The organism is Natrarchaeobaculum sulfurireducens (assembly GCF_003430825.1).
GTDB lineage: Archaea > Halobacteriota > Halobacteria > Halobacteriales > Natrialbaceae > Natrarchaeobaculum > Natrarchaeobaculum sulfurireducens.
Map to the genome: position 1 here is coordinate 726,745 of NZ_CP024047.1, position 26,159 is coordinate 752,903.

Genomic DNA, 26,159 nt, shown 5'->3' on the forward strand with positions numbered 1-26,159 from the left:
TTAGGTCGGTTTCTCGAGAGTCGCCTCGTGTTTCGGATCGAGCAGGTCTCGGAGGGCGTCACCTAGTAGGGTGAACCCGAGGACGGTCAGCATGATCGCGACGCCGGGTGCGTTGGCAAGCCACCAGGCGTCTCTGAGGTAGTGTCGGCCGTCGGAGAGCATCGTCCCCCACTCGGGTGTCGGCGGCTGTGCGCCCAGGCCGATAAAGGAGAGTCCGGCCGTCGCCAGCACGACGGTCCCCAGATTCAGCGTCGCCAGCACGACGACGGGACTGATGACGTTCGGCAGCAGGTGCCTGATCGTAACTTGCACCCGCGAGGCACCCATCAAGCGTGCCGCGCCGACGAACTCCCGTTCTTTCGTTGAGAGGACGCTCCCGCGAACGATTCGAGCGTATGAGGCCCAGCCGACGACCGCGAGTGCGATCAGGACGTTTCGCAGGCTCGGCCCGAGGATGCCTGCGATCACGAGTGCGAGAACCAGCCCCGGAAAGGCGAGTTGAACGTCGACCAGTCGCATCAACGCCTCGTCGACCCAGCCGCCGACGTAACCAGCGACGAGGCCGATCGTCGTACCGAGTACCAGCCGGATCGCGGTCACCGCGACGGCGATTCCGAGCGAGATCCGTGTACCGTAGACGAGACGCGCGAGAACGTCACGGCCCAGTTCGTCGGTCCCAAGTGGGTGGGCGGCCGACGGCGCTTGAAGACTGTTCGTCAGATCCTGCGCCGTCGGGTCGTGTGGGACGATAACCGGGCCAAACACCGCGACGGCCGTGATACCAGCCACGATCGCCGTCCCGAGGAGGGCAAGCGGACTCGAGCGGATCGTCCGGACACCCCTTGAGGTGTTGAGTGCCCGGCACCGGTCGTACAGGCCAACCCCCAGTCGCCGGACGACTGAGCCGTCAGGTGGTCCGTTCATGACGCTTCGCCCCCCATCGAGACCCGCGGGTCGAGAGAGCGGTAGGCCAGATCGACGAACAGGTTCGTCACGACGAAAATCCCCGCCGCGATCAGCGTGATCCCCTGGATAACGGGATAGTCCCGATCGAAAACGGCATCGACGAGCAGCAGACCCAGTCCGGGACGCTGAAAGACGACCTCGATGACCACTGCGCCGTTGAGCAACGAGCCGAACTGGAGTCCGATGATCGTCACCACGGGAATCAGTGCGTTTCGTAGCGCGTGCTTGTATCGGACGATCCGGCCGCGAAGCCCCTTCGAGCGGGCAGTGTCGACGTACGCCTCGGCGAGCACCTCGAGCATCGAGGCGCGGATCAACCGGGTCAGTACCGCCGCCATGCCGGTCCCGAGCGTCACCGCGGGTAACACGAGTTGGCCGGGGCTGCCAGCACCCGCGACGGGGAGAACGCCGAGTGTCAGCGGGAACGCGAGGATGAGCAGATATGCGAGCCAGAAGTTCGGCATCGAGACGCCGACCAACGATCCCAACTGGCAGACGACGTCGACGCTGGTCCCCTGGTAGACAGCGCTGAGCACACCCGTCGGGACGGCAATCGCTAACGCGATCAGCATGGAGGCGACGGCGAGTTCCACCGTCACCGGCAGGGCGGTCCCGATCATCGACGTCACCTGCGTCTCGGCGTAGTAAGACGTTCCGAGATCGCCGCGGAGTACGTCGGTAAGCCAGCGGCCGTACTGGACGGGGACGGGATCGGTGAGTCCGTGCTCGGCCTCGAAGGCCTCGATCTCGGCCTGTGACGGCGGCCGATCCAGCCGCTCGGAAAGGATCACCTCGGCCGGGTTTCCCGGCGTTAAAAAGATCATCCCGTAGGTCACGAGCGAGACGCCGATCATGACGATCGCTGACGTGCCAAGCCGGTACGCGAGGTACGTGCGCATCGCTACTGGGATCGCCGGAGGGAACGCCACTCGAGCAGCCGATCGATCGGATGAAGCTCGACGCCCTCGATGGTAGCGTCCATGGCGACGGCGTACTCCCGATAGGTAATCGGGATCACCACGGCCTCCTCCACGATGCGTCGCTGGGCCTCGACGTACGCCTCGTGTCGCTGCTCGGGGTCGTTCGACTGGAACCCGGTCTCGATGAGGTCGTCGACCTCCCCACCGAGATTGTGTAGGCCCGTTCCATCGGCCTCGTAGAGATCGATGTTGTCGACGCCTCGAGAGTGGAAGTTCTCCCACATGATGTAATCGGCACCGGGGCTGTTCGACTGGGTGCCGTCGATCGCCAGGTGGAACTCGCCGCGGCCGGTCCGGTCCTGGTACGCGGCGCGCTCGAGCAGTTCGATGTCGAGGTCGACGCCGACCGCGTCGAACTCGGACTGGAGAATCTGTGCGATCAGATCGTCGTCGTCCTGGTCGCCCCGTACGAGGCAGGTCAGTTCTTCGCCGTCGTACGACGAGTCGGCGACGAGTTCACGCGCCGTCTCGTGGTCGCGCTCGTAGTCCGGCAATTCGTCGTCCGCCGCCCAGTCGATGACCGTCGAGATGGGGCCGCTTGCAGGGCGACCGAGGCCACCCAGGGCCTCCTCGACGATCTCGGACTGGGAAACCGCGTAGTTAAGCGCCCGACGCAGGTCCGCGTCGTCCGTTGGCTCCTCGTAGAGGTTGAACGAAACGAACGTCGATCCGGACGACTGCTGGGTTTCAACGACGAACTCGTCGCTCCGACGCAACGAGGTGAGACGCGGTTTCGACGGTTCGAGGACGACATCGGCGTCGCCCGACTCGAGCAGGTTCGTCCGCGTCGTTTCGTCTTCGGCCGCACGAACGGTGAGGCCGTCAGGAGCGACGTCGCCACCCCAGTAGTCGTCGTGGGTCCCGAGTTCGACGTACTGGCCGTCCTCGACGTCCTCGAGTGTGAATGGGCCGGTGCCGATGACGTCACCGTTCCACGGATCGGCCGACGGCGGGTGAACGTCGAGCATGTTGTGGCCGATCGTTCCTGGAAAGTCCGGAAACGGCTCGGTGTTGGTGAACTCGACAGTGTAGTCGTCTATCTTCTCGACGCTTCCCGGCTCGAGGTGGAGCCAGCCGTAGACGAAGTCACCGTAGCGCTCGAGAATGTCGTTTTCGTAAGAGTGGACGACGTCGTCGGCGGTCATCTCCGCTCCGTTGTGGAAGGTGACACCCTCCCGGAGTTCGAATACCCACGTTGTATCGTCGGTTAGCTCCCAGTCGGTGGCCAGCCAGGGTTTCGCGTGCATCTCTTTTGTTCCCCAGACCAGCGGTTCGACGACCCGAGTCCAGTAGGGAGTCATTCCGCTCCACCGTTCCCACTGGTCGTCGCTGTCGGCCGGGTTGCTCGGCGGCACGATCGTAACAGTTTCTCCGTCGATGTCGTCGGATGCGCCTTCGGCACACCCAGCGACCCCGGCCGTACAACCGGCAGCAATCGCACCGAGGAATCGCCGCCTCCGGAGCCGTTGATCTATCGGACGCTCGTCTTCGGTGGCCTTCATCAATCTAATTTTCATTAGATAAAGTAGATTTGTTAAACGTTCCGATACTGATCGGCCGAACGCCGACATCGCTTTGCTGTACGGCCATACCGAGTTGACGACTGCACCGACTATTCGGATCGGTTTGTCCAGGGTGTATCACAGACCGACACTGACGTGAAAGGGGTAATCGGTACCCGCGCTTGAGGGGTATTTTCGGCCGTGTTTAATCGCATGACGGGAGCGGAATTTCCTGTTTTGCGGCCTTCTTGATGTTGTAAACCGCACACATCAGCGCAATCTCACGAAATTCTCGGTACCATGTCCGCGCTCGCAGGGCGACGCCCAGCGAGCGCTTGACAGACGAGAAGACGGTTTCCGACATGGCTCGTTGACCGTAGAGTTCGTCATCAATCCGCGCGTTATGCGCGTGATCGTACGGTGCATGGACGCAGTGCTTGATCAACGGCCGAATGTCGAGTTCTCGGAGGTCTTCTCGAAGCCAGTTACAGTCGTAGCCCTTGTCCGCTGTGAGGACGCGCAACTCGCCCGCGTGCTTGCGGGCGAGTTGCTCACAGATTTCTGCATCACTTCCTTCCCACGTCGTAGTACAGTGAAGATCGAGAATCGCTTGCGTCTCTGTATCGACGAGTTTCGTCACTTTCATCGTCTGAACGTGGTAGTTTGTTCGTCGGCAGTAGTGGCGACTTGCACGAGAGCGGTCGAAGTACGTCGCGTCGATCGTGCCGATCTCACCAGTCTCGTGCAGCTGCGCTGAATAGCGCAGCAGCACTCGGCACACACTCATCTCAAGTCTATCGAACGCTAGACATAGTGTGGATGGATGAGGGAGATCGGCCGGTTCAAGGCCGATCTTCCGGATTATTCGTGGCATCTCCGTGAGGATGTCGATGGTCATCCGATAGGACGTCCCGAGGTAAATTCGCAAGCAGTGAAGCGGAATCATCGCATAATCGGCGAACCCGCCGCCGCCTTCCGGGGCGGCGGGTTCGTCCGTGTCGTCAGCAACTCTTTTAGCAGTCCAGACACAGCGTTCGGTGAAGCGGAAGATTTGGGTTGGCACAACTTCCCGTCTTCCGCTTCAACACCGTGATTCTAACGACTCAACTTGACGCAGTCTAGCGATTAAACAGAGCCGTATTTTCACCGAACGGGAATTGCAACGCCGGGTTATGAGACACTAGGCCGTAGAGTTGCGTATGTCAGGATTTCGCGCAACCGTCGTCGTTGACGATCCTGCGGACTGCCCGGTCGCCGAGGTCTCGGCGAACGTCGACGACCCGATCGACTCCGTTACCCGGACACACTCGAGCGCCAGCGGAAAGCCAGTCGTCGAGGAGTTCGGCGTCGAAGCCGACGCGGACATCGACGAGGTAGACCTGTCGGCTGACGTCGAGCTAACGCCGGTCCAGGCGAACGAGCAGGAAGCCGTGTACCGGTTCGAGCGGAACGAAAAGCCGGACTGTGCGTGCACTATCGTCGAGAAGACGGGGACACCGATCACCACGGTCCGTGCCCAGGACGGTGCCCTGTTGCTGTCGTTCCGGACGTTCGACCTCGAGGAGATCTCCGAGATCGTCGGCTCGCTTCGAGACCGGTTCGACGGCGTTCTCGTCGAGGACCTCACACAAGGACAGGGAAAAGACGCTGGTGACGCCGTCATCGTCGACCGCGACGTGTTGACCGACCGCCAACGTGAGATTCTCGACACTGCTCACGAGATGGGCTACTTCGAGTACCCCAAAGGTGCGAACGCGACCGACGTCGCTGCAGAACTCGGTGTCGCCCGATCGACGTTCACCGAACACCTCGCGGCCGCCCAGACGAAGCTAATGGATTCGATTCTCGAGGCCTGAAACGGCCGCTATACCGGATCACGAATCGATATCGGGTCAGCTGGACCAAACGATTATTCGGCGTAGTTGATCGGCCGTCGACTGGAACGTCGCAGCCGACGGTGTTCTCGGGAGTGATAGCTTCAGGTCAGAATTTAAGAGGGTTCACTGTGGGCGAGAAGTAACGAGGATGTTCCGGAAAGTCGTCCCGAACGTTATCCGTCGCAGTTATGCACTGAAGTTCATGATCGCCCTGCTCGTCCTCGGGTTGACCGTCGGCGCAGCAGGGTACGCAGGAACCGAGCTAATCGCGGCTGAAACCGAAGAACAGACCTACGAACAGCAGGCGGAGTTCGCCGCCCAGGAGGCCAAAAACATCCAGAACCTCCACGAGCGGAACCGGTTAGTGACCGAATCGATCGCCGTCTCTGACGTCGTCGTCTCCGACGAGACCGCCTCGTCCGATCAGGTGGCCGAGTACCTCGCTACCGAACAGGCCAGACACGACGGTGCCGAGAACGTCCACCTCGTCGACGTCGACGAGCGCGACGTACTCTCGAGTTCGGACGACGACCTCGTCGGCTCTGACTTCGACGACGTCCAGACGGGGTGGGCGAACCTGGACGCCGGATCGTTCGAGACCGACGACGAGACGTTCGGCGTCGAGGCCCAGTTCCTCGGTGAGTATACGGACCACGACGGCGAGTACGTCGTCGGCTACGCCGCCCCCATCCCGGACGGCGAGATGGACGAGGGAGCGTCCAGTCGCGTCGCCGTCTACGACGTCGGCCTCGAGCCGTTCGGCGAGGAGCTGATCGAAGCCGACGGCCAGATCTCGTATCTGGTCAATCCGGCCAACAACCGCATCCTGATGGATCCGACGGGCGAGTCGATCTGGCACACCTACCGTGATGGGAGCGCACTCACCGCCCAGCAAGGATCACACTCGATCGGAGTGCCCGGCGACTCGACGGCGGCCTCGATCGAAGCGGCGAACGCGGGCGAGGGGTACGAGACCGAGCCGTACCTCGCCTCGTATGCGACCTTACCCGGCGAGACGAACTGGTATATCGTCACCCACACCCCCGAAGCGGAGGCACTCGGCTTCGTCGCCACCGTCCAGGAGTACGGCACCTACGCCTCCATCGCCGGAATCCTCGGCGTGGTCCTCCTCGGGGGGATCGTCGGGCGCAACACCTCCGCAGCGATCAACCGCCTCAGTTCGAAAGCCGAGCGGATGGGGGAAGGCGACCTCGACGTCGAGTTCGAATCCAACCGCATCGACAGTATCGGCCAGCTGTACGACGAGTTCGATACGATGCAAGAGTCGCTCCGAACACAGATCCACGCGGCCGAGTCAGCCCGCCAGGATGCCGAACAGGCCCGCCAGGAGACCGAACGGGTGAACGACGAACTCGAGCGGAAAGCCGACGAGTATCGCGACGTGATGCGGGCGTGTGCCGACGGCGACTTTACGATGCGGATGGACCCCGAAACCGACAACGAGTCGATGCGCGAGATCGCGACGGAGTTCAACGAGATGATCGGGGACATCGAACGAACGACGGCGCAGCTAACGGCGTTCGCAAACGACGTCGCCGTCGCCTCCGAACAGGTGACCGCCAGTTCCGAGAGCGTCCGGGCCGCCTCCGAGCAGGTCACCGAGTCCGTCCAGGAAATCTCGACCGGCGCCGAGCGACAGAACGACAGTCTCCAGTCCGTCAACCGGGAGATGAACGGCCTCTCGACGACGACCGAACAGATCGCCTCCGCATCCAATCAGGTCGCCGACGTTGCCGAACGAACGGCTCGAGCGGGCGAGCGTGGCCGCGAAGCCGCCCAGGAGGCGATCGACGGCATCAGCGAGATCGAGGCCGAGTCCGAATCCGCCGTCGAGGCGATCGAGGATCTCCAGTCGGAGGTCGCACAGATCGACGACCTCCTCGAGTTCATCAGTGAGGTCGCCGAGCAGACGAACATGCTGGCGCTGAACGCGAACATCGAGGCGTCACGATCTGCGGACTCGAACGAGGGCTTTGCGGCGGTCGCCGCCGAGGTCAAAGAGCTCGCTGCAGACACCAAAGAGGCCGCCGACGACATCGAACGGCGGCTTTCACAGATCGACGCCGAGACCGAGCGAACCGCCGACGAAGTTCGCCAGACCAGCGAGCGCGTCGCCGAACACGCGTCCTCGGTCGAAGGCGCGATCGCTGCACTCGACGAGATCGCCGGCTACGCCCAGGAGACCAACGACGGGGTCCAGGAGATTTCGGCGGCCAGCCAGCAACAGGCTGCCTCGACCCAGGAGGTCGTCGCCATGGTCGACGACGCGGCGACGATCGCCGAACAGGCAACGGCCGAAGCCCAGAACGTCGCCGCAGCCGCGGAAGAGCAGACTGCCTCGCTCGTCGAGGTCACCCAGAGCGTCAACGACCTCTCGAGTCAGGCCAATCAGCTCTCCGAAGCGCTCGACCGGTTCGACACGGAGGTCGACGTCGACGGGCACGCGATCACCGCCGACCTCGAGGACGGACGCGAGGCCGGTTCGACCGATGGCGAGCGCACGGACGACGGGACGGAACTCGAGTGGATCGAAGACGCTGGCGACGAACCGGCAGACGGGGCCAGCGAGCCCCCACAGTGGGAGACGATCGACGAAGCGGCTGGGACCGACGAGACTGCCGGACTGGGTGACGACGGACTCACCACGGACGACGGCCAGTGAGGCCGTCACCGCTGAGTGGTCAGTGAAGACGACAGGGAGTCGGTAAGACCGGCGGGTCGTCGGCGAAAGCAAGGGAGAACCAGTGGACAGACACTACGGATCGGCTTTGCATCGACGGCAGAACCGACGTGCCTCGAGCGAACCACCACGGAACGAGCCCCGAGCGTGCAGTTTGTTCCGTGCAGCGTGCGGGCTGTCCCGTTCGTGTCAGCGTCCAACAATTACTGTGCGGTCGGTCTCGCGGATCACCTTCTGACTGACGCTTCCGAAGAGCGCCTTCCCGACCGGCGTACGCTTGCGAGCACCCAGCACGATCGCGTCGGCGTCCGTTTCCGCCGCCGTCTGGAGGATGCTCCTCGCCGTATCGCCGACCATCTGCTGGCGGTCGGTCTCGATCCCGGCGTCCTCGAGTCGGCGCTCGGCGGTGATAACGGAGTCGGGAAGCCCCTGGAGTTCGGGGAGCGATTCGTTCAGGTCCTCGATGAGTGTTGGACCGGCTTCGTCCGGTGGTGTCTCGATCTCTTCGATGACGTGGAGTATCGTCGCGGACTTCTCGTCCGGTCCGCCAGGTAACGAACGGACGGTCTCGACCTGCTCGATCGCCCGACGTTCGTCGTCGTCGACCGGGATGAGAGCGTGGAACATGGGCCATACTGTGATGCGTGGTTGGAAATACGTACCGATGGTGACCAGCGCTGGTGTGAGTGCTCGAGTCGTCGACAAAGTCGAAGTCGGGTCGATTCGTCACTCACCGCGGCGTCGAAGGACGAACGCCGTCGCCGCAGCGACCGCGGCGATTCCCGCGAGGACGACGAACAGTTCGCGGACGGAGGCAACGGTGAGGACGAGCCCGGCGAGGCCAGCCCCGAGTGCGCCGATTCCGAAGATCGCGAGGAAGGTGTAGCCGAACGAGAGCCCGCGTGTTCCGGGTGGGGAGTGTTTCGCGACCGCGGCCTGCTCGAGCGGCTGGATCGTAAAGACGGTCACGCCCAGCAATAACGAGATGGCGACGAACGTCGCCGGCGTCGCGCTGGCGGGAACGAACAGCAAGGCTAGCAGGACGAGCGAGCCGAAAACGTAGACGAGCGCACGTTCGACGGCCATCCGCTCGGCGAGGTACCCACCGAGGTACTGGCCGAAGACGCCGGCGATCAAGATTGCGACGTAGAAATATCGCGCGAGGTCGAACTCCTCGGCGTACGGACTCTCCGGATCGACGAGTTCGATGGTGACCAGGCCATCGATCAGATCACCGAGCAAGTCCGGGAGAAAGGTGAGAAATGCCCGGTAGTACAGCCCGTTCATCATCACGACGACGATGACGAGTCCAAACGCGACCGTCGCGAGCGCCCGTGAGTCCTCGAGAACCGTCGAGAGCGTCACTTTCCCTTTGGTGTCGTTGCCACCCGCTGGATCACCGCCGTCGGCCGCGGCCGTCGACTGGGCGGCCGTCGGTCTCGTATCGACGAAGAACCCGAGGACGAGGACGACGACCGCGGGGATCGCGAGGAGCATCGAGACAACTCGCCAGTCGAACCAGAGCAACAGGACGGCAGTCGCGAGCGGCCCGAGCGCGATGCCGATATTGCCACCGATTCCGTGGTAGCCGAGTGCCATCCCCGTTCGCTCGACGCGCGTCGAGAGCAACGCGAGTCCAGCAGGGTGATAGACGCTCGCAGTAACACCCCAGATACCGATCGCAAGCGCCAGCGAGAGGATCGATCCCGAGAGGCCGACGAGGACGAACGAAGCCGCCATGCCGCCGAGACAGGCGAGGATGAGCGGCTTCGAACCGTACCGATCGACGAGGACGCCCCCCGGGAGCGCACCCACGCCGAACAGGCCGTAGCCGATCGTCACGATCAGACCGAGCGTCGCTGCCGTCATCGAGAACTCTGCGAGCCAAACGGTCATCAGGATCGGAATCGAGAGCTCGTACGTGTGGACGAGCCCGTGGGCTGCAGACGTAAAGAGGACGATGCGACGGTCCGTGTGGTCCATCGGCTCGAGGTTACTCGCGCCAGGTGCGTTAAATAGTCCGGTATATCACGATCGTTGCCGGTATGATAGTGACCCACGCGATCGCAGTAGGCCGTCAGTGGAGTGGCACAGTCGGACGTATCGGCTGTCGATAACCCTTTGCAACGGCGTCCCATCGTCGATGGCATGGACGTTATCCACACTGCACTCTGGGTCTCGGACATCGAGCAGACGCGGGCGTTCTACGTCGACGCGCTCGGGCTCGAGGAGAACTGGTCGTTTACGGCCGACGACGGCGTCGAAAACGTCTACATCGGCGGCCCATGCGGTGAGTTACAGTTCAAATACGATCCCGACGGCGGACCGACGATCGATTCGGGAACCGTCGACCACATCGCCGTCGGCGTCGAGAGCACCGACGAGACGTTCGAGCGACTCCTCGAGCAGGCCGACCCGCCGGTTCACGAGGAGCCAACGACGATGGATGCGATCGATCGTCGCGTCGCGTTCGTCGAGGATCCGGACGGCTACGTCGTCGAACTGGTCGAGCGACTCGAGTAGTCGCAGCCGATCGTGTTAGACAGTTGTTAGGACGTGGTGCTGGTGCAACCGCAATCGCGGTGCGCTCGTGGCGGTACCGACGGACGGCGGCCCGAATTAGGCGTCGGTCGCGGCCGGTCTCGAGACGGGCGTCGTCGTCCGGGTGACGAGGACGAGCAGGCCTGAGGCGACCAGTACGAGCCCCGCAAGCAGGAGCCAGGAGGCGCGATAGCCGATCGTATCGGCGAGGTAGCCAAACGCGGGTGGGGCAAAGAGCGCGCCGCTGGTCAGTGCGAGCTGACCGCCCGCGGTGGCACCGCCCATCTCCTCGGCGCGGACGAGCGTCGCCATGACGGAGTAGTAGACGCCAGTGTAGCCCAGAACGAAAAAGCCGAGCGCCGAGAACGCGAGCGTCGCACCGAGAACCGTCGTCGTCGACGCAACGACGACGAACAGTACGGCCCCGGCGAGCGACTGGACGATGAGGATCGACCCGATGCGAACCTGCGGATCTCCGGGCAAGACGTCGGCTAGCCAACCCGTGAGGACGCGACCGACGCTTCCGAACAGCTGGACGAGTGCGAGGACGACACCGCTGAACGCGACCGATGCGCCGATCGACTCCTCGACGTACAACACGGTATAGCCAGTCGTGGTGAACAGCGCAGCACCGAGGAAGAGTCCCGCAACCGTCAACAGCACGTACGGTTGATTCGAGAGCAGCACCCGAAAGTCCGGATACTCGGCAGTTCCACCGGCGCTCGAGCTCGAATAGAGCCGGTAGAAGACGACGGCGACGACCAGTCCGAGCGCCGTCGCGATGAGAAATCCAGCCTGCCAGAAGAGTACGCCGGCGAGCCCCGTCACGAGCAGCGCACTGATCCCGCTACCGCCCGTGACACCGACTTGCTTGATCCCCATTGCCAGGTTCTGCTTGCCCGGTTCGATGTTGTCGAAGACGGCCTTGTTCGTCCCCGGCATCGCCGTCCCGTACAGCGACCCGAGAACGAAAACCGCGGCGAGCAACATCGCGTAGGTGGGAGACCCGGCTACGAGAGCGGCCCCGGTCGCGAGGCCCACGAGGCTGAGCGAGAGGGTGAGTCGTTCACCGAACCGATCGACGAGCGCGCCGAGTGGCAGGAGGAAAACGGCGTATCCGAGCGTAACCATCGTCACAACCACGCCGACCGAAAACCGGGAAAGGCCAAACGCATCGCGAAAGAACGGCGTCGCAGCGAACACTGAATAGTAGCAAATGCTCGCCGAAATCTGCCACATCGTCACGAGCGACACCGTTCGCCAGTACGACTGGGCCATCGACCCGTACCGATTGAACGGCAGTTAAAAAGTGTACGGATACCGGAACGTTCGACGCGACCCGGTAAACTTGTCAATTATGGATATATTATTTACTGAGATTTATCACCATAAGCAGTAAGCCCTGGCCATCGACGATATCAGTTCTAACCTAACCGACAATGTGGATACAATATTCCGATAGTAACGGAGGCAATAAAAAATCTTAATGAACGATACCGGTGTTTGACCAACAGATATTTATACGCCGAATTTAAATCGTTCCCAATATGGCTGGTAATGGCAGACAGTCCAGACGGACGTTTTTAAAAGGTGCAACAGCAGCGGGGGTTGTGGGCCTCGCAGGGTGTCTCGGTGACGACAACGGCCACACGATCACGATCGCCGGCACCTCGAGTGGCAGCGCCTCCCAGGCAGCGGGTCAGGCACTCGCTCGTGGTGCGAACGAACACAGCGACGAACTCACAGTCGACGTTCAGGAGACGGAGGGGTGGACGGCGAACCTCTACGAGTTCGACGAAGGTGAGTTCAGTACGATCAGCGTCGACAACAACTCGTGGGCGGCCGCGCTCAACGAGGAAGAGGACTTCGCCGACGAACCCGTCGACGATCTGCCGATGCAGGGGTTCATGTTCACGAGCCTCGAGATGCACTGGGTCGCGATGGACGGCTCCGGGATCGAGTCGACGGCTGATCTCCGCGACGGTGGATACACGATCTACCCGATCGAGCCCGGCTTCGGGACGCGACTGCTCACCGAGCAGTTGCTCAGAGAAGACGGCATCTGGGACGAAAACGACATCAACAACGAGGACACCGACGACATTCCGGGCGCAGTGGAGGAAGGGCGCGTCGACGCGCTCGCCCTCTACGGCTCGAACGGGATCGAGCTTGCTGGCTGGTGTCAGGAGGTCGACGTCAGGAGTGACGGACAGCTGTACGCGATCGAAAGCGACGACCAGTTCGTCGAGTCGATCGAGTCGATGGATGGTGCCGCTCACGTCCAGCAAGAGCCCTACGGCTACGAGCAGGACGTTCAGGACGAACTCGGTCTCGACGAGATCGACTTCTGGGCGCTGCAGGGCCAGTGGGCTTTCGGCCCGGACGTCCACCCCGATGCCGTCTACGAGGCGGCTCGGGTTGCCTACGACCACCACGATACGCTTCGAGAGTCCGACCCGACGACGCTCGAATACACGCCAGAGGTCATGACCGAGTCGATCATGCCGGACGTCGAAGTTCACCCCGGAATGGCCGAGTTCCTCCGAGAACACGACGCCTGGGACGACGACTGGACCGAGGGCGAAGCTGACGCTGAGTAACGCCTAACGAATACGTTCTTGTATTTCGACACTGAGTGATATGGTAGCCACCCGCGTGAATAACGGGCATTAGTAACAATGGAAGACGAACCACCGACAGACGACGCAAATATAGACAATTCAGACAACGACGCCGACGAGCCTATCGAAATCTCTGACGACGAGGCTGACGTCGTTGACGTCAACGAAGAACTGGCAGATCGACCGATCGGAGCCGTCCTCAAGGAGCGGCTCTCGAAGGAGAGTCTCCGCGAGAAGACAACGCTGTGGGGACTGTTTGCAGCCCTCTCGATCCCCTTCTGGTTCTATGTCATGTGGATGGCGTACCTCCAGGGGGCGATCACCGGCTCCTCGCCCTCTCGAGCACAGTTCGGGGCTGGATTTCTCGGCGGCATCATCACGTTGTACGCGCTCCACGAGATGATCAACCGTGTCGGTGGCGATCGGTTCATCACAACCGACGTGAAGGCCCTCTTCGCCAGGGAGAACCTGTTAGACACGAGTCTGTTACTCGGCGTCGTTCTCATCACGTTACCGACGAGCATCTACGTCTACATCAACGCGATCGCACTCGCCCAGCGGGGGTACGTCACGCAACCGGAACTCGTCGTCGCCGTCTTCTTCACGATCGCGATCATCTACACGACCTGGCGCGCATTCGGGATCACGTTCCTGGCCGTCTTGCTGGTGGGGATCGCCTACGGCTACTTCGGCTACCTCGTGCCCGGCACGCTCGGCCATACCGGCATCGGTCACGAGCGGCTGCTCCGCATCCTCGTGATGACGACTGACGGTTTCTACGGCTTCCTGACCCAGCTCACTGCCGCGTGGATTGCGCTGTTCTTGCTGTACGCCGGGATGTTGAAGGCGTACGGCGCGTTCGACCTGATCCTGCGTGCGGCAGTTCGCACCGGGAAGTATCTCGATTCGGGCGTCGCACAGACGGCCGTGATCGCAAGTGCGGTCATCGGCTCGGTCAACGGGAGCCAGACGGCGAACGCCGGCATGACCGGCTCGTTCACCATTCCGATGATGAAACGAAGCGGCGTCAAGCCGTCGACCGCCGGCGGGATCGAAGGCGTCGCGTCGACCTCCGGCCAGGTGCTGCCGCCAGTGATGGGCGCCGGTGCGTTCGTCATGGCGACACTCATCCCGGGCGTCTCCTACCTCGACGTCCTCGTCGCCGGATTGATCCCGGCGGCCATCCTGATGATCGTCATCTTCGTCGGGGTCCACTACGCGGCCGCCCCGCAGATCGAAGAGCCCGACATGGACGAGCTGTTCGACCAGCAACTGTCGCAGTTCGAACTCGCCCTCGAGGGGATCAAGTTCGGTATTCCGCTGATCCTCCTCGTCTACCTGCTTGGCGTCCTCCAGTTCACGATCGGGACCTCAGCGTTCTGGACGGTCGTCGCCATGGCCGTCCTCGGCGTGACCGTTCCGACCGCAAAAGAGGCCTTCGACACCTCGAGCGTCCGACTGACGTTCTGGACGTTCGTCGGCGGGCTCAAACAGACGCTCAACGGCTTCCGCGAGGGTGCCATCGTGCTCGCTCCCGTGGCCATCATCCTGGCCGCGATCAACGGCGTCGTCGACATCCTGCAGGCAACCGGCGTGCCGACGGCGATTTCGCTTGCGCTAATGGACCTCTCCGGCGGTGTTCTGATCTTCGCTGCGATCATGGCGATGATCATCTGCATCCTGCTCGGACTGGGGATGCCCACCACAGCAGCGTACACCATCGTCGCGATGCTGGTCGCACCCACCCTGATCGAGCAGTTCTTCCTGCCCGAGTTCGCGAGTCACTTCTTCGTCTTCTACGCGGCGATTCTGGCCGGTCTCACGCCGCCGATCGCCACCTGTGTGGCGGTGACCACCGGGATCGCCGGCTCGAACTTCTGGCGGACCTGTATCGAGGCGATCAAGATCTCCGCACCGTTGTTCGTCCTGCCGTTTTCGTTCATCTACCACCCCGAGATCGTCGACCACGGCGGCGAGGTCGGCACCAGCGTGCTGTTAGTCAGCGCCATCGTCCTCGCGGGGGGACTGGTGATCATCCACGGGCTGAACTACCGGTTCGATCTCAACAGAACGCCGGCGTACGGGCTTCGTGCGGTCTTCTTCGCGCTCGGTCTCGTCGTTATGGTCCACCCGGAGCTGATGGTTCAGCTTGGTGCCCTCGGCGTCGCGACGTTCCTCTATCTCACCCAGGCAGCCGTCGGTGAAGCGACACCGCTCGAGAAACTCCGAAGCGTCACGACCGGCATCAACGGCCGACGAGAGTAAGTCACGGCCGACGCCGGCCCCGCTCACGTACACGCGATGTCTGCTATGTTTTGGGAACTGCTCGGTCGACACACAATCGACGTCGCTAACTGACCGTCGATTACCGTTTCAACTGACAGATGTGACGCCCCGTGAAAGCGAGCTATGCTAGCGGGCGAAAAGTGTATATTAACTGACGTTTTCGTGTGTGGGTCGCGACCAGCGGCCAAACGATAATGCTTTTCCATGGGCGACTGAAACTGAAGAGCATGGCAGACGACCTCAGGAAAGGGCTGGAGGGTGTCTTAGTTGCAGAGTCCGAACTCAGCTCGATCGACGGTGATGCCGGCCGGCTGATCTACCGCGGCTACTCGATCGAGGAGCTCGCAGAAGGCGCGAGCTACGAGGAAGTCGTGTATCTCCTCTGGCACGGTCGCCTCCCGACTGAAGACGAACTCGAGTCGTTCGTCGAGTCGATCAACGAAGAGCGGGAGGTCAGCGAGGACGTACTCGCGACGATGGAGCGACTCGCGGCTGCCGATGAAGAGCCGATGGCCGCACTCCGTACTGCAGTGTCGATGTTCTCCGCGAGCGAGCCCGAAGGCGACGCCGACCCCGACGACCTCGAAGCAGCGCTTCGCAAGGGCCGACGAATTACGGCGAAAGTCCCGACCGCGCTCGCGGCGTTCGAGCGCTACCGCCTCGGTGAGGAGCCTGTCGACCCCCATCCTGACCTGGGACTTGCGGCGAACTTCCTGTACATGCTCTCGGGCGAAGCACCCGACGAGGTCGCCGCCGAGACGTTCGACCAGGCGCTCATCCTCCACGCCGATCACGGGCTGAACGCCTCGACGTTCACGTCCATGGTAATCGGATCGACGAAGGCGGACATCTACAGCGCCGTCACCGGCGGCGTGGCCGCCCTCTCCGGGCCACTCCACGGCGGCGCGAATCAGGACGTCATGGAAGTCCTATTCGAGATCGACGAGAGCGGACTCGATCCCCTCGAGTGGGTCGAACAGGCGACCGAGGAGGGCCGTCGCATCCCCGGCTTCGGCCATCGCGTCTACAACGTCAAGGACCCGCGCGCGAAGATCCTCCAGCGCCGGAGCGAGGAACTCGCCGAGACCGGCGAGTCGAAGTGGTACGACATCACAACGACGATCGAAGAGTACCTCACCGACGAGAAGGGGCTCGTCGAGAAGGGGATCGCTCCCAACGTCGACTTCTACTCCGGCTCGGTGTACTACCAGCTCGGCATCCCGATCGACATGTACACGCCCATCTTCGCGATGAGCCGCGTCGGCGGCTGGGTCGGTCACGTCCTCGAGTACCAGGAGGACAACCGCCTCATCCGCCCCCGCGCCCGCTATACGGGCGCAGAAGACGAGGAGTTCGTCCCCGTCGACGAGCGATAGCGCGGTCGATCGATTCGGTTTTCATCAGGCTACTGGAAGAAGCGACAGCAACGAAGCGCCGTCGGTGGGAAGTCCCCCAGTCCCCCGTAGCGTCAGTTCAGCTCCCTGACTAGCAGCGAGATACCGATGAGCGAGCCGAGCAACACGACCAGGTTGAACGCGGCGTGCATCAGCGGCTGGTGGCGGGGTTCGACCCAGAGATCGATCGCCTCGGTGACGCTGCCGTACAGCTGAACGAGGGCGAAAGCCGCGAGCAGCGAGCAGATCGCGAGGGCACCCCAGGCGAGCAGTCGCCAGACGTCGACCTCCCGTCGCGGTCGGTTACCCGTGCGAGTGGGTTGGCCGGCGTCAGGACCGGAGGACTCATCGGTCGATTCCATCGGCGTCTCAGGTGTCGTGGTGTCAGTCATTGATTTTTCCTCCGGGTGAGCGCAAGTACGCCGAGTAGTGCAGCCGCGACCACGATGGGTCCGAACCCGGGCGTGGCGTCGCCAGCGTCTTCGGCTTCCTCGTCGGGGACGTCACGAGCGGAGTCGTCAGCCGCATCTTCCTCGACGGCCTCGAGCGCCTCGTCGTCCTCTTCGAAGTCGCCAGCGTCGAGGCCGCGTTCGTCGGCGTCGCTCGCGTTCTCGACGACTGACTCGGGGCGCAGATCCGCACCTGCTCGATCAGTTGCAACGATCGTGCCGTCGAGCCAGAGGATCGCGTCGAGCTGATATCGGTACTCGTCGGGGACCTCGAGCGTCGCCGACGGGGTGGCGGTGTTCCCCGAATCGACGGCACCGACGTCGACCGTCTTCCGGTCGGCGACGATGTTCGAGTCCGCCTGGCGAGCTTTCAGTTCGACCTCGAGTTCGTCGGCAGTCTCGTCGCCGCCGTTGGTGAGATAGCTCGAAACGTCGAGTGTGGCCGTCTCGCCGTCGGCCGACTCGATCGAGTACTCGATCGCCGGCACGTCCGCGAGCGGACTGGCGCCGTCCTCGCCGAAGCGATGGAAGTCGAGGCCCGTCTCGGCGTATGCGGGTGTCAACGAGTCGAGTCCCGAAATCCGGTGGGTCGTCGATTCGACGCGCATCCCGTCGACGTAGACGAACGTTTCGATCTCGTGAGAGCCCTCCCGTGGAACGTCGATCGTCCCGGTAACGACGTCCTCGGTGTCGGGCTCGACGATGCCGACCTCGAGCGCGGTTGTATCTTCGATCAGACTCGTGTCCGTGTTCGTCGTTCGGTGCACGATGGTTACGTTTTCGGCCGCCACGCCGCGGTCTTCGAGGTAGGTGTCGACCTCGAGCGTTGCCGTCTCGCTAGCGACGTCGTCGGCGGCGATCGTCACTTCGAGCAGCGCCGGTGGGGCATCGAGAGCGGCGTCAGTCTCGGATTCTTCAGGAGCTGCGATCGCACCCGAAAGGCCGAGCGTCGAAAGCGCAGCGACCACGACCACGAGGGCGACGATCGCGAGGAGGGACTCGCGGTTCATAACTGCCATCTCGAGAGATAGTATAAGTGTTTTGTGTAGTCAATCGAACAACACAATTTGCGTCGTCGACGAATGTTTTCGATTGAGTCGGTGCACAAGACCGAAGTATCGGGGCGGTAGAAGACCTCGCGTGTACGTCTTCGTCTACGGAACGTTGACCGATCGCGAGCGAGTCGACGAGGTACTCGAGCCCGATACGGACGCGTTCGCCGGCGAAGCAACGCTCGAGGGGTTTCACCGGGTCGATGGCCGCTACCCGACGCTCGCTCCGGGTGGGCACGTCGTGGGACGACTGCTCGAGGTCGACGACTACGCCTTGCGGCGACTCGATCGGTACGAGAGCGTCGACAGCGGCCTCTACGTCCGCGTGACGGTACCGTTCGACGCCGAACGTGGCGAGGCGGCAGTGTACGTCGGAGATCCAAGCCGACTCGGCCTCGAAGCCGTCGACTGGCCAGCGGGGCCGACGCTCGAGAGCCAGGTACGACGGTACGTCGCCGAAGCCGAACCCACGCTCGTACGGGGCGCATGACGATCGTCCGCCAACCGTCTGACGCAGTTGATAGGCGGCCTCTGTCTGGCGATTTCACTTCCACTCCGGAGGGATGGGATTTATAATGTCGGCGGCCCCCTCTCCAAATGCACGTCACACGCCGTGCATCCTGTATTCCCTTTCGTGCTGTCAGGTCATCCACCGCGACAGCACGTCCCTGTCAACGCCGTCGAGCGGCGCGTTCCCCGTCGCGAGTGACTGACCAGCCGACAGATCAGTCCGACAGTATATACTGGATGACTTCCTATAACAGGTATGCTCGAACTCTCAGACCTCCTCGAGGCTCACGAACGGGTTCGCGAGACATCGAGGCATACACCGCTCGAGCGTTCGCACACCTACTCGGCGATGACTGGCGCCGACGTCCACCTGAAACTCGAGAACTTCCAGCGGACGGGGGCGTTCAAGATCCGCGGGGCGACGAACCGGATCGCGACGCTGTCGGCCGACCAGAAAGACGCAGGCGTCGTGACCGCGAGCGCGGGCAACCACGCCCAGGGAGTCGCGCTCGCGGCCACCCGCGCGGGTGTCGACGCGAAGATCGTGATGCCCGAGTACGCCCCCATCGCGAAGGTGAAAGCGACGCGAAACTACGGCGCCGAGGTCGTCCTCTCGGGAAGCGACTACGCCGAGGCTGCCGAACGCGCCCACGAGATCGAACGCGAAGAGAACCGAACCTACGTCCACGCCTTCGACGACGAGATGGTGATGGCCGGCCAGGGCACCATCGGGCTCGAGATCCTCGAGGACTGTCCCGACCTCGACACCGTCGTCGTCCCCATCGGCGGCGGCGGGCTGATCAGTGGCATCGCGACGGCGATCAAAGAACAGAAACCCGACACACGCGTGATCGGCGTCCAGGCCGACGGTGCCTCGAGTGCCGCCCGATCGCTCGAGAAGGGCGAGCGAATCTCGCTCGATGGTGTCGATACGATCGCCGACGGGATCGCCACCCGGAGCGTCGGCGAGGAGACCTTCGCACATATCCAGGAGTACGTCGACGAGATCGTCACCGTCTCCGACCCCGAGATCGCCGTCACCATCGTCTACCTCCTCGAGCGATCGAAGACGATGGTCGAGGGTGCGGGTGCGGTCCCGCTTGCAGCCGTCCTCTTCGAGGCGTTCGACTACGAGCCAGACGAGACGATCGTCGCTGCACTCTGTGGGGGGAACATCGACCTCAACACGCTCACGAACGTCGTCGTCCGCGGGCTGGTCGAAACCGGGCGCTATCTGAAGATCCGCACCGTCCTCAAAGATCGCCCCGGCGCGCTCGAGGACCTTCTCGATATCTTCACCGCTCACCGGGCGAACATCTACGCGATCCACCACGACCGGACCTCCCGGGACGTCAACATGAGCGACACTGAAGTCGAGATCGAACTCGAGATGCGCGGGCCCGACCACGTCGAGGCGTTCCTCGCCGATCTGCGCGAAGCGGGCTACGAAGTCGACGTCTTGGTGTAATGCGGGCGATTCGTTTCGCCCGGTTATAAGCCACTTCACGCGGTGTCCTCTGATATGAAACGCGTAACTGAAACCGACGACGCACCCGCCGCCGTCGGCGCGTACAGCCAGGCTGCGACCGATGGCTCGCTGCTATTCACCGCCGGACAGATCCCGCTCACCCCCGACGGGGACCTGCTGGACGACGAGCCGATCGAAGCCCAGACCGAACAGGCGCTCGACAACCTCGTCGCCATCCTCGAAGCGGAGGGAGTCGACCCCGTGGACGTGCTCAAGGTAACCGTCTTCCTCGACGATATCGACGACTTCGAGGCGATGAACGAGACCTACGCCGGCTACTTCGACGACGAACCGCCAGCTCGAAGCGCCATCGAAGTCGGCGCGCTCCCCAAAGGCGTCGGCGTCGAAATCGAAGCTGTCGCCAGCCTCGAGTAACGTGTCTCTCCGGGCTCACTGATGAACCCACGCACCAAGTCCGCGCTGCTGTGGGGTGCCGTTGGCTTCATGGCGTTTCTGGTGCTCGTTCAGGGCTATGCCCTGTTCGTCGAGCCGCTGGTGTCGATCACGCAGGGCGGGGCCGTCGCCCTCCTCGTCGGTGTCGCGACTGCAACGAGCGCCTATGCGGTCGAACACCGGGTCGCCGCGTGGTCGGCCCGCCGTGCGATGGATGAACCCAGGTCACACGACGGCGACGGTAAAAGTAAGAGTTAAACGACGCACGCGGCTAAGTCCACTCGAGCCAGGATGGCCGAACGGTAAGGCGCACGCCTGGAAAGCGTGTTCCCTTTCGGGATTCTGGGTTCAAATCCCAGTCCTGGCGTTTCTACTGTGAGTAATCCGCGAGCAGCAGAAACCTACTGGCTGTATTTGAACACGCGAGTCGCAGCCCCGGAACGGCCGAACGAAGTGAGGCCGCATGCCCGGAACGTCTCGAACCTGTTCAAATCCCAGTCCTGGCGGTTTTCGATTCGGTCCAGACTGAGTAGCGGTACCTGTGGTAGTCGCTTGGGGTGTTGTTTACGTAGGAAAACGGGACCAGGAACAGGTGGTGCCCGACGAATACTTGCGGAGAACCGCGGCCATTCGGCTCGTACTCACCGACAAACAGCAGGAGCTACTCGAAGAGACGATCAACCAGTGGAAGGTTGCGGTAAGTCCGTCGAAACTCGCGGGACGGCACACGGGCTCTTGATCTTCGCCGTCGCTTGCGACTCGATCGATCGCTGGTTACCTGTGCGGTCGACGGCTCGTGAACGTCAGTACCGATTGAGGAAGGCGTAGAGCAACATCCCGAACGCGAGGTGTTGCATCATCGTCCCTTCAACGGTATCACGGACGTAGTCAGGATCGACGATCGAGTACTCTTTCGTCCGGACTTTCGCGTGCATCGAGAGGACGTCACGGTCTTCTAACTCGTGGAGGCGGGGATAGACGGTTCCAGGGCTCAAATGGGCGTCGAAGACGCACTCGAGGTCAGTCAGCAGTTCGTCTCCGTGGGTTTCCTCGTGGAGTGCGATGAGCATCAAGAGCAGTTCGTCCAGGTTCTCCTTGACGAGAGCGTCGTCGAACGCGACTTCGCCGACCGGAAGCGCGTCGATGACGGAATCAAGTAACTCCTCGAGTTCCCGTTCGACGTCTTCGGCCGATTTGGTGGTCCGATCAGGAGACCGATCGTACGATTCCGACGACTGGTCTGGGGGTGCCGCCCTCGAGAGTTCCTCGAGTGCGGACTCGGTGTTGAACGTGTTGTCACGCATAGCCGATCACTGTAGGGGGTTCCGTGAGTGGGGTCTCGTCCCGCCGCCGACTGCCCATCGGCCACAGAATCGTGATCTCTGGCCCCAACCACGACTAATCTAATCGTGGAACTACCCCATAATAAACGACAGGGAACCTACCGAACACAGCACAAATAAATCAATAGCTGTGAACGTACATAATAACGCGAGAGCGGACACTGTGTGCCTGTCTCGGCACTTCTCGCTGGAATTCGATAGTGACAGGCACGCCGACGGTTCGAATTGAGAGGAATTGTGGCGTTCTGAGTGCAGTTCCAGTCGGCCACCCACAATACTGGGGAACGGTCGGTCAGCGGACGCTCGTGGCCGGTGGAGATGGGGCCGGTCACAGGCACTTTCGCTGGCGGCCGAGCGGGCTCGAGGCGACCGACGGTCTTTTTCCACTCCGCGGGACTAGCCGAGGTATGACCGATCCACGCGCAGAGTTTTTGGCGGGCGAGCGGTTGGACGACGTCGCACTGTTTCTCGCAGAGTCGTACGTTTCCGACGATCGACTCGAGGAATTCGGCGAGCGCGTCGACGGCGGTGTCGTGATCGTGGTCGACGGCGAGCGCGGCCGGAACGCGTTTCGGGCGGCGACAGGGACCGATGCGATGGCGTTTGCCCAGTCCGCGATGGCGCTCGAGGGGCTCGTCGATAGCGACCTCGCGGGCGGGCAGTGTCCAGAGGCGCCGACCGACGAGGACGAACACGCGGTGCAGTTCGTCTTCGCGTTCGCCGAGGAACGAAACGAGGACGCGGGTGGCATCTACGCCGAGGGCGACGTCGTCCACGCGTACGCCCGCTGTCGCTGTGGCACCTCCTATTCGGATCGCTGGACTGTTCTCGACTCGGCGTGAGCACTGACTCGCACATGGCCGCGATGGGGTGAAAGCGGAACGCATTGCCGAGCGTGTCACGTCTTTGTACTCCGTCGTGGTCCGACGCCCGTGACGACTGATCCCGACGACCTCGATCTGAGCGACGCCGAACTGGCCGCGTTGCACGACCTGCAACTCGGTATCGAACACGTCTACCGGGCCTACGGAACCCTCCTCGAGTTTCACCACGACCTCGGCCACGCGATGGACCGGATGGCTGACGCCGAAGACGAACTCCGTGACGCCGGCCACGAGGCCTGGGCGGACGAGCTGCGAGACGAGCATCTTCCGGCGGGAGCGATCAGCGACCAGTGGACCTTCGAACTCGTCGAGGAGTTCTCAGCGGAGTTCTTAGAGGAAGTTGCCTCCTTCGAGGAGGGGGTCCGCGACGAGTTAGCAGATGGAATCGATCACGTGACCGAGCGCCGTCAGAAACGACGGCTGCGTGAGCGCGCCCAGCACGACGACTGACCGCGGAGGCAAGCGTTTTCGCAGGCCCGGTCGTACGGTGGGCCATGAGCGACCGCTACGACGTGATCGTCCTCGGCGTCGGCGGCATGGGGAGTGCGGCGGCCGCCCACCTGGCCGACCGCGGTGCCGACGTGCTCGGCCTCGAGCGCTACGATATTCCTCACAGCTACGGCTCCTCGCACGGCCACTCCCGGATCTTTCGACTCGCCTACCACGAGCACCCGGGATACGTACCGCTGCTCGAGCGAGCCGCCGAACTCTGGGACGAGTTAGACGCCGAGCACGACCGACAGCTACTGTATCGAACCGGCTCGATCACCGCCGGGCCTGCCGACGGCGACCTCGTCGGCGGCGCTCGACGGTCGTGTGAGACCCACGATCTCGAGTACGACCACCTCTCGAGTGCAGCACTTGCCGACAGGTATCCGGGTTACCAGCTTCCCGCGTCGTACGAAGCGATCTATCAGCCCGACGGCGGCTTTCTGGTCCCCGAGCAGTGTACGGTCGCCCACGTGAACCGGGCCCAGCGAGCCGGAGCGACCATCCGTGCCCGCGAACGCGTCGTCGACTGGCGGCCTACGGACGACGGCGTCCGGGTCGAAACCGACTACGGGCCATACGAGGCAGACCGACTCGTCGTGACAGCCGGCGCGTGGGCCGCCCGATTCATCGACGCTCTCGAGGGCGTCCTCGAGCCGGAACGGCAGGTCCTCGCCTGGCTCCAGCCCGACGACCCAGACCAGTTCGCGCCCGACCGGTTCCCCGTCTGGGTTCTCGAGAATCCCGACGGTCTGTACTACGGGTTTCCCGTCCACCACGTTCCGGGCTTCAAATTCGGCCGCTATCATCACCGACAAGAAGTCGTCGACCCCGACGCGTTCGAACGCGAGCCCACCCAGGCCGACGAACGGCTCCTCAGAGGATTCGCCGAGGAGCATTTCCCCGATGCCGCCGGGCCGACGCTGCGACTCTCGACGTGCCTGTTCACCAACACGCCCGACGAACATTTCGTTCTCGACCGACTCCCCGACCACCCGCAGGTCGTCGTCGGTGCCGGTTTCTCCGGTCACGGCTTCAAGTTCGCCAGCGTCGTCGGTGAGATCCTCGCCGACCTCGCACTCGAGGGCGAGACCGATCACGAGATCGGGACGTTCTCGCTGGATCGGTTCTAACCGACCGACGGCCCGACGAACCCACCGACTCGACCGACAATCTGCCCAACGAACCCAGCGACTCGACCGACAATCTGCCCAACGACCCGATCGACGATCAGCGGTCGTCGACCCGATCTGTCGCTCCATCGCTCGAGTTCGACCCTGTACTCTCCTCGGCGTCCTCAGTCCGTCTTCTCGCGGACGTCGAACGAGTCTTTGTGGCTGGACGGCCGCTCGAACCGACGTCCTGGCCCGCCGTGACCGACGCTGACTCGTCATCATGGGCCACCGTCCCGGCCATATCGGAGTCGTCGTGGGGTCGCTCCTCGACGTCGTGACCATCGGTCGACGTACGCTCACCGGATGGGGCGGCTCGCGGGAACTCGAGTGGGACGGCGGCCGTCACGTCGTCCGTACGACGGGGGCGGCTCGACGGCACCGACGGGGGATCGTAGACGTAGGCTACGTCGTCGACGGCTACCAGATACCGTCCCGTCTCCCGATCGTGGACGATCGCTTCGCCGGTATCGATCCCCAACTCGGCGAGTGCGGCCAGCGACGGGACGGCCGCATGTGGCTTCTCGAGCACCGATTCCGGGAGCGTTGCGGGGACGATCACCTCGTCGAACTCGGCCACGTCGTTGCGGTAGGCGAGCCACTCACGTTCAGCGGTCGTCGGTTCGGGAACCCGACGTGAAGCCAGGGCGACGCCCGAAAGCCCCCCAGCACCGAGCAGGGCGAGCAGTGGGCCGCCAACGCTTCGAGCGGGGCCGTAGGAGGCAGCGACGGTTTCGGTTCGGAACGATTCGTGGGATTCGTCGAGGTCACCCTCGGTGTCGAACGCGTACGTCGAGCCGTCGTACTCGATCGGGACCGTCACGCTGTCGGCCGCGAGCTGCTCGGTCCCGTCGATCGTCCCCCCGATCTCGCGGTCGACCTCGAGGCGGATCTCGGTTTGACCTGGGCTCGCCTCGAGGTCCGTCTCGATCTCGTCGATCCGGTCGCTGACGGCGGAGACGTTCATCTCGAACGTCGCGGTGACTGGCTCGCCGGGGTCGACGTCGGTTTCGTTGACGTTCGTCAGTCGCTCTCGCTCGTTCCAGTAGACCGTGCCCTCGTCGGGTTCGACCGCACGGTAGTGGAGGTCGACGACGAGCGACACGGCGACGTCTTCACCACTGGCAGCATCGTAGCCGCCGACGAACGCCCCCTCGGCAGTCGGCGAGATTGCCGTGTAGTACAGCGGCTCGTTCTCGAGGACGTCCTTCTCGGGATAGGCCGCCGTCGAGTCGACCACCGGGGCCGCGTGGTCGACCTCGCCCGTCGCGGTCCAGCTGTACTCGAGTCGCTCTTCCGTGGTCTCTCCCGGATCGGCGTAGACGCCGTAGCTCACCCACGCGCCGAGTGTGAGGACGAGCACGAGGGCGACCGCGATCGTTGTTCGGTGCTTCCAGAACAGGGTTCGGAGCCGGAGTCGTCGCTCCCGGTCCCCGTTCACGTCGTCGGTGTCGGTCGGTGTCGAACGCAT

At 63.1% G+C, this 26,159-nt stretch carries 24 protein-coding genes and 1 tRNA gene; 14 read left to right on the forward strand and 11 right to left on the reverse strand.

Annotation, left to right across the window (positions count from 1 at the left end; all coding sequences use genetic code 11):
• The 4 genes from nikC to AArc1_RS04775 all read right to left on the reverse strand — a co-directional run bounded on the left by nikC (position 1) and on the right by AArc1_RS04775 (position 4,511).
• The gene (gene nikC, locus AArc1_RS04760) at positions 1–924 is read right to left on the reverse strand and encodes a nickel transporter permease (RefSeq protein ID WP_117363295.1); all 924 of its coding nucleotides are present in this window, start codon (positions 922–924) and stop codon (positions 1–3) included.
• Positions 921–1,865 (reverse strand): nickel ABC transporter permease, encoded by a 945-nt coding sequence (nikB, locus tag AArc1_RS04765; protein ID WP_117363296.1) that lies wholly within the window; start codon positions 1,863–1,865, stop codon positions 921–923. The genes nikC and nikB overlap by 4 nt, the downstream gene beginning before the upstream one ends.
• A gap of 2 nt (positions 1,866–1,867) precedes the next feature.
• On the reverse strand, positions 1,868–3,448 hold the full coding sequence (locus AArc1_RS04770; protein ID WP_117363297.1) for an ABC transporter substrate-binding protein: 1,581 nt from the start codon (positions 3,446–3,448) through the stop codon (positions 1,868–1,870).
• A gap of 205 nt (positions 3,449–3,653) precedes the next feature.
• Positions 3,654–4,511: an IS5 family transposase gene (locus AArc1_RS04775; RefSeq protein WP_117362423.1), complete on the reverse strand. Its 858-nt coding sequence runs from the start codon at positions 4,509–4,511 to the stop codon at positions 3,654–3,656.
• Between the two features lie 136 nt (positions 4,512–4,647).
• On the opposite strand from AArc1_RS04775, the gene AArc1_RS04780 reads away from it, so the two are divergent.
• Positions 4,648–5,304, forward strand: coding sequence for a helix-turn-helix domain-containing protein (locus AArc1_RS04780; protein ID WP_117363298.1), 657 nt, complete (start codon positions 4,648–4,650; stop codon positions 5,302–5,304).
• Between the two features lie 169 nt (positions 5,305–5,473).
• Entirely contained in the window at positions 5,474–8,008 is a 2,535-nt protein-coding gene (locus tag AArc1_RS04785; protein WP_117363299.1) for a methyl-accepting chemotaxis protein, read from the forward strand.
• A 207-nt stretch (positions 8,009–8,215) separates the two neighbouring features.
• Here the strand turns inward: AArc1_RS04785 and AArc1_RS04790 are convergent, their stop codons facing one another.
• Positions 8,216–8,653 carry a universal stress protein gene (locus AArc1_RS04790; protein ID WP_117363300.1) on the reverse strand — a complete coding sequence of 146 codons (438 nt, stop codon included), beginning with the start codon at positions 8,651–8,653 and terminating at the stop codon, positions 8,216–8,218.
• Between the two features lie 99 nt (positions 8,654–8,752).
• Positions 8,753–10,009: an MFS transporter gene (locus AArc1_RS04795; RefSeq protein WP_117363301.1), complete on the reverse strand. Its 1,257-nt coding sequence runs from the start codon at positions 10,007–10,009 to the stop codon at positions 8,753–8,755.
• 165 nt (positions 10,010–10,174) lie between these two features.
• Between AArc1_RS04795 and AArc1_RS04800 the strand changes: the two genes are divergently transcribed.
• Positions 10,175–10,549, forward strand: coding sequence for a VOC family protein (locus tag AArc1_RS04800; RefSeq protein ID WP_117363302.1), 375 nt, complete (start codon positions 10,175–10,177; stop codon positions 10,547–10,549).
• Between the two features lie 96 nt (positions 10,550–10,645).
• Here AArc1_RS04800 and AArc1_RS04805 read toward each other — a convergent pair whose 3' ends face one another.
• Positions 10,646–11,845 (reverse strand): MFS transporter, encoded by a 1,200-nt coding sequence (locus AArc1_RS04805; RefSeq protein ID WP_117363303.1) that lies wholly within the window; start codon positions 11,843–11,845, stop codon positions 10,646–10,648.
• A gap of 269 nt (positions 11,846–12,114) precedes the next feature.
• Here AArc1_RS04805 and AArc1_RS04810 point away from each other — a divergent pair, with 269 nt between their 5' ends.
• The 3 genes from AArc1_RS04810 (at position 12,115) to citZ (ending at position 16,850) form a co-directional block, all read left to right on the forward strand.
• Entirely contained in the window at positions 12,115–13,167 is a 1,053-nt protein-coding gene (locus tag AArc1_RS04810; protein ID WP_117363304.1) for a substrate-binding domain-containing protein, read from the forward strand.
• Positions 13,168–13,245: 78 nt separating this feature from the next.
• On the forward strand, positions 13,246–15,453 hold the full coding sequence (locus AArc1_RS04815; RefSeq protein ID WP_117363305.1) for a TRAP transporter permease: 2,208 nt from the start codon (positions 13,246–13,248) through the stop codon (positions 15,451–15,453).
• Between the two features lie 248 nt (positions 15,454–15,701).
• A complete protein-coding gene (citZ, locus tag AArc1_RS04820; RefSeq protein WP_117363306.1) occupies positions 15,702–16,850 on the forward strand; it encodes a citrate synthase in 1,149 nt (382 codons plus the stop codon).
• A gap of 92 nt (positions 16,851–16,942) precedes the next feature.
• Here the strand turns inward: citZ and AArc1_RS04825 are convergent, their stop codons facing one another.
• Together AArc1_RS04825 and AArc1_RS04830 are read right to left on the reverse strand one after the other, a co-directional pair.
• Complete coding sequence (locus tag AArc1_RS04825) at positions 16,943–17,260, reverse strand: hypothetical protein (RefSeq protein WP_117363307.1); 318 nt, start codon at positions 17,258–17,260, stop codon at positions 16,943–16,945.
• Entirely contained in the window at positions 17,257–18,327 is a 1,071-nt protein-coding gene (locus AArc1_RS04830) for a DUF7490 domain-containing protein (RefSeq protein ID WP_117365779.1), read from the reverse strand. Before AArc1_RS04830 ends, AArc1_RS04825 begins: the two co-directional genes overlap by 4 nt.
• Positions 18,328–18,457: 130 nt before the next feature.
• On the opposite strand from AArc1_RS04830, the gene AArc1_RS04835 reads away from it, so the two are divergent.
• The 5 genes from AArc1_RS04835 (at position 18,458) to AArc1_RS04855 (ending at position 21,167) form a co-directional block, all read left to right on the forward strand.
• The gene (locus AArc1_RS04835; RefSeq protein WP_117363308.1) at positions 18,458–18,859 is read left to right on the forward strand and encodes a gamma-glutamylcyclotransferase family protein; all 402 of its coding nucleotides are present in this window, start codon (positions 18,458–18,460) and stop codon (positions 18,857–18,859) included.
• A 276-nt stretch (positions 18,860–19,135) separates the two neighbouring features.
• A complete protein-coding gene (gene ilvA / locus AArc1_RS04840; protein ID WP_117363309.1) occupies positions 19,136–20,347 on the forward strand; it encodes a threonine ammonia-lyase in 1,212 nt (403 codons plus the stop codon).
• A gap of 54 nt (positions 20,348–20,401) precedes the next feature.
• Positions 20,402–20,782, forward strand: a complete 381-nt coding sequence (locus tag AArc1_RS04845; protein WP_117363310.1) for a Rid family detoxifying hydrolase — start codon at positions 20,402–20,404, stop codon at positions 20,780–20,782.
• A gap of 21 nt (positions 20,783–20,803) precedes the next feature.
• Positions 20,804–21,058: a hypothetical protein gene (locus AArc1_RS04850; protein WP_117363311.1), complete on the forward strand. Its 255-nt coding sequence runs from the start codon at positions 20,804–20,806 to the stop codon at positions 21,056–21,058.
• Positions 21,059–21,085: 27 nt separating this feature from the next.
• A tRNA-Ser gene (locus tag AArc1_RS04855) sits at positions 21,086–21,167 on the forward strand.
• Positions 21,168–21,603: 436 nt separating this feature from the next.
• Here AArc1_RS04855 and AArc1_RS04865 read toward each other — a convergent pair.
• Positions 21,604–22,104 carry a helix-turn-helix transcriptional regulator gene (locus AArc1_RS04865; RefSeq protein WP_117363313.1) on the reverse strand — a complete coding sequence of 167 codons (501 nt, stop codon included), beginning with the start codon at positions 22,102–22,104 and terminating at the stop codon, positions 21,604–21,606.
• 446 nt (positions 22,105–22,550) lie between these two features.
• Here AArc1_RS04865 and AArc1_RS04870 point away from each other — a divergent pair, with 446 nt between their 5' ends.
• From AArc1_RS04870 to solA, 3 genes are all read left to right on the forward strand, one after another.
• The gene (locus AArc1_RS04870) at positions 22,551–22,985 is read left to right on the forward strand and encodes a DUF5807 family protein (RefSeq protein WP_117363314.1); all 435 of its coding nucleotides are present in this window, start codon (positions 22,551–22,553) and stop codon (positions 22,983–22,985) included.
• A 90-nt stretch (positions 22,986–23,075) separates the two neighbouring features.
• Positions 23,076–23,477: a hypothetical protein gene (locus AArc1_RS04875; protein ID WP_117363315.1), complete on the forward strand. Its 402-nt coding sequence runs from the start codon at positions 23,076–23,078 to the stop codon at positions 23,475–23,477.
• A gap of 44 nt (positions 23,478–23,521) precedes the next feature.
• Positions 23,522–24,649: an N-methyl-L-tryptophan oxidase gene (gene solA, locus AArc1_RS04880; RefSeq protein WP_117363316.1), complete on the forward strand. Its 1,128-nt coding sequence runs from the start codon at positions 23,522–23,524 to the stop codon at positions 24,647–24,649.
• Between the two features lie 97 nt (positions 24,650–24,746).
• On the opposite strand, the gene AArc1_RS18640 is transcribed toward solA, so the two are convergent.
• The gene (locus AArc1_RS18640; protein ID WP_154670620.1) at positions 24,747–26,159 is read right to left on the reverse strand and encodes a DUF5305 domain-containing protein; all 1,413 of its coding nucleotides are present in this window, start codon (positions 26,157–26,159) and stop codon (positions 24,747–24,749) included.

Coding starts and splice junctions, on each gene's coding strand:
- AArc1_RS04850 (WP_117363311.1), top strand. CDS start 20,804: ATGAACCCACGCACCAAGTCCGCGCTGCTGTGGGGTGCCGTTGGCTTC.
- ilvA (WP_117363309.1), top strand. CDS start 19,136: ATGCTCGAACTCTCAGACCTCCTCGAGGCTCACGAACGGGTTCGCGAG.
- AArc1_RS04790 (WP_117363300.1), bottom strand. CDS start 8,653: ATGTTCCACGCTCTCATCCCGGTCGACGACGACGAACGTCGGGCGATC.
- AArc1_RS04815 (WP_117363305.1), top strand. CDS start 13,246: ATGGAAGACGAACCACCGACAGACGACGCAAATATAGACAATTCAGAC.
- AArc1_RS18640 (WP_154670620.1), bottom strand. CDS start 26,159: ATGCGTTCGACACCGACCGACACCGACGACGTGAACGGGGACCGGGAG.
- AArc1_RS04785 (WP_117363299.1), top strand. CDS start 5,474: ATGTTCCGGAAAGTCGTCCCGAACGTTATCCGTCGCAGTTATGCACTG.
- AArc1_RS04770 (WP_117363297.1), bottom strand. CDS start 3,448: ATGAAGGCCACCGAAGACGAGCGTCCGATAGATCAACGGCTCCGGAGG.
- solA (WP_117363316.1), top strand. CDS start 23,522: ATGAGCGACCGCTACGACGTGATCGTCCTCGGCGTCGGCGGCATGGGG.
- AArc1_RS04870 (WP_117363314.1), top strand. CDS start 22,551: ATGACCGATCCACGCGCAGAGTTTTTGGCGGGCGAGCGGTTGGACGAC.
- AArc1_RS04830 (WP_117365779.1), bottom strand. CDS start 18,327: ATGAACCGCGAGTCCCTCCTCGCGATCGTCGCCCTCGTGGTCGTGGTC.
- nikB (WP_117363296.1), bottom strand. CDS start 1,865: ATGCGCACGTACCTCGCGTACCGGCTTGGCACGTCAGCGATCGTCATG.
- AArc1_RS04795 (WP_117363301.1), bottom strand. CDS start 10,009: ATGGACCACACGGACCGTCGCATCGTCCTCTTTACGTCTGCAGCCCAC.
- AArc1_RS04825 (WP_117363307.1), bottom strand. CDS start 17,260: ATGACTGACACCACGACACCTGAGACGCCGATGGAATCGACCGATGAG.
- AArc1_RS04810 (WP_117363304.1), top strand. CDS start 12,115: ATGGCTGGTAATGGCAGACAGTCCAGACGGACGTTTTTAAAAGGTGCA.
- citZ (WP_117363306.1), top strand. CDS start 15,702: ATGGCAGACGACCTCAGGAAAGGGCTGGAGGGTGTCTTAGTTGCAGAG.
- nikC (WP_117363295.1), bottom strand. CDS start 924: ATGAACGGACCACCTGACGGCTCAGTCGTCCGGCGACTGGGGGTTGGC.
- AArc1_RS04805 (WP_117363303.1), bottom strand. CDS start 11,845: ATGGCCCAGTCGTACTGGCGAACGGTGTCGCTCGTGACGATGTGGCAG.
- AArc1_RS04780 (WP_117363298.1), top strand. CDS start 4,648: ATGTCAGGATTTCGCGCAACCGTCGTCGTTGACGATCCTGCGGACTGC.
- AArc1_RS04800 (WP_117363302.1), top strand. CDS start 10,175: ATGGACGTTATCCACACTGCACTCTGGGTCTCGGACATCGAGCAGACG.
- AArc1_RS04845 (WP_117363310.1), top strand. CDS start 20,402: ATGAAACGCGTAACTGAAACCGACGACGCACCCGCCGCCGTCGGCGCG.
- AArc1_RS04865 (WP_117363313.1), bottom strand. CDS start 22,104: ATGCGTGACAACACGTTCAACACCGAGTCCGCACTCGAGGAACTCTCG.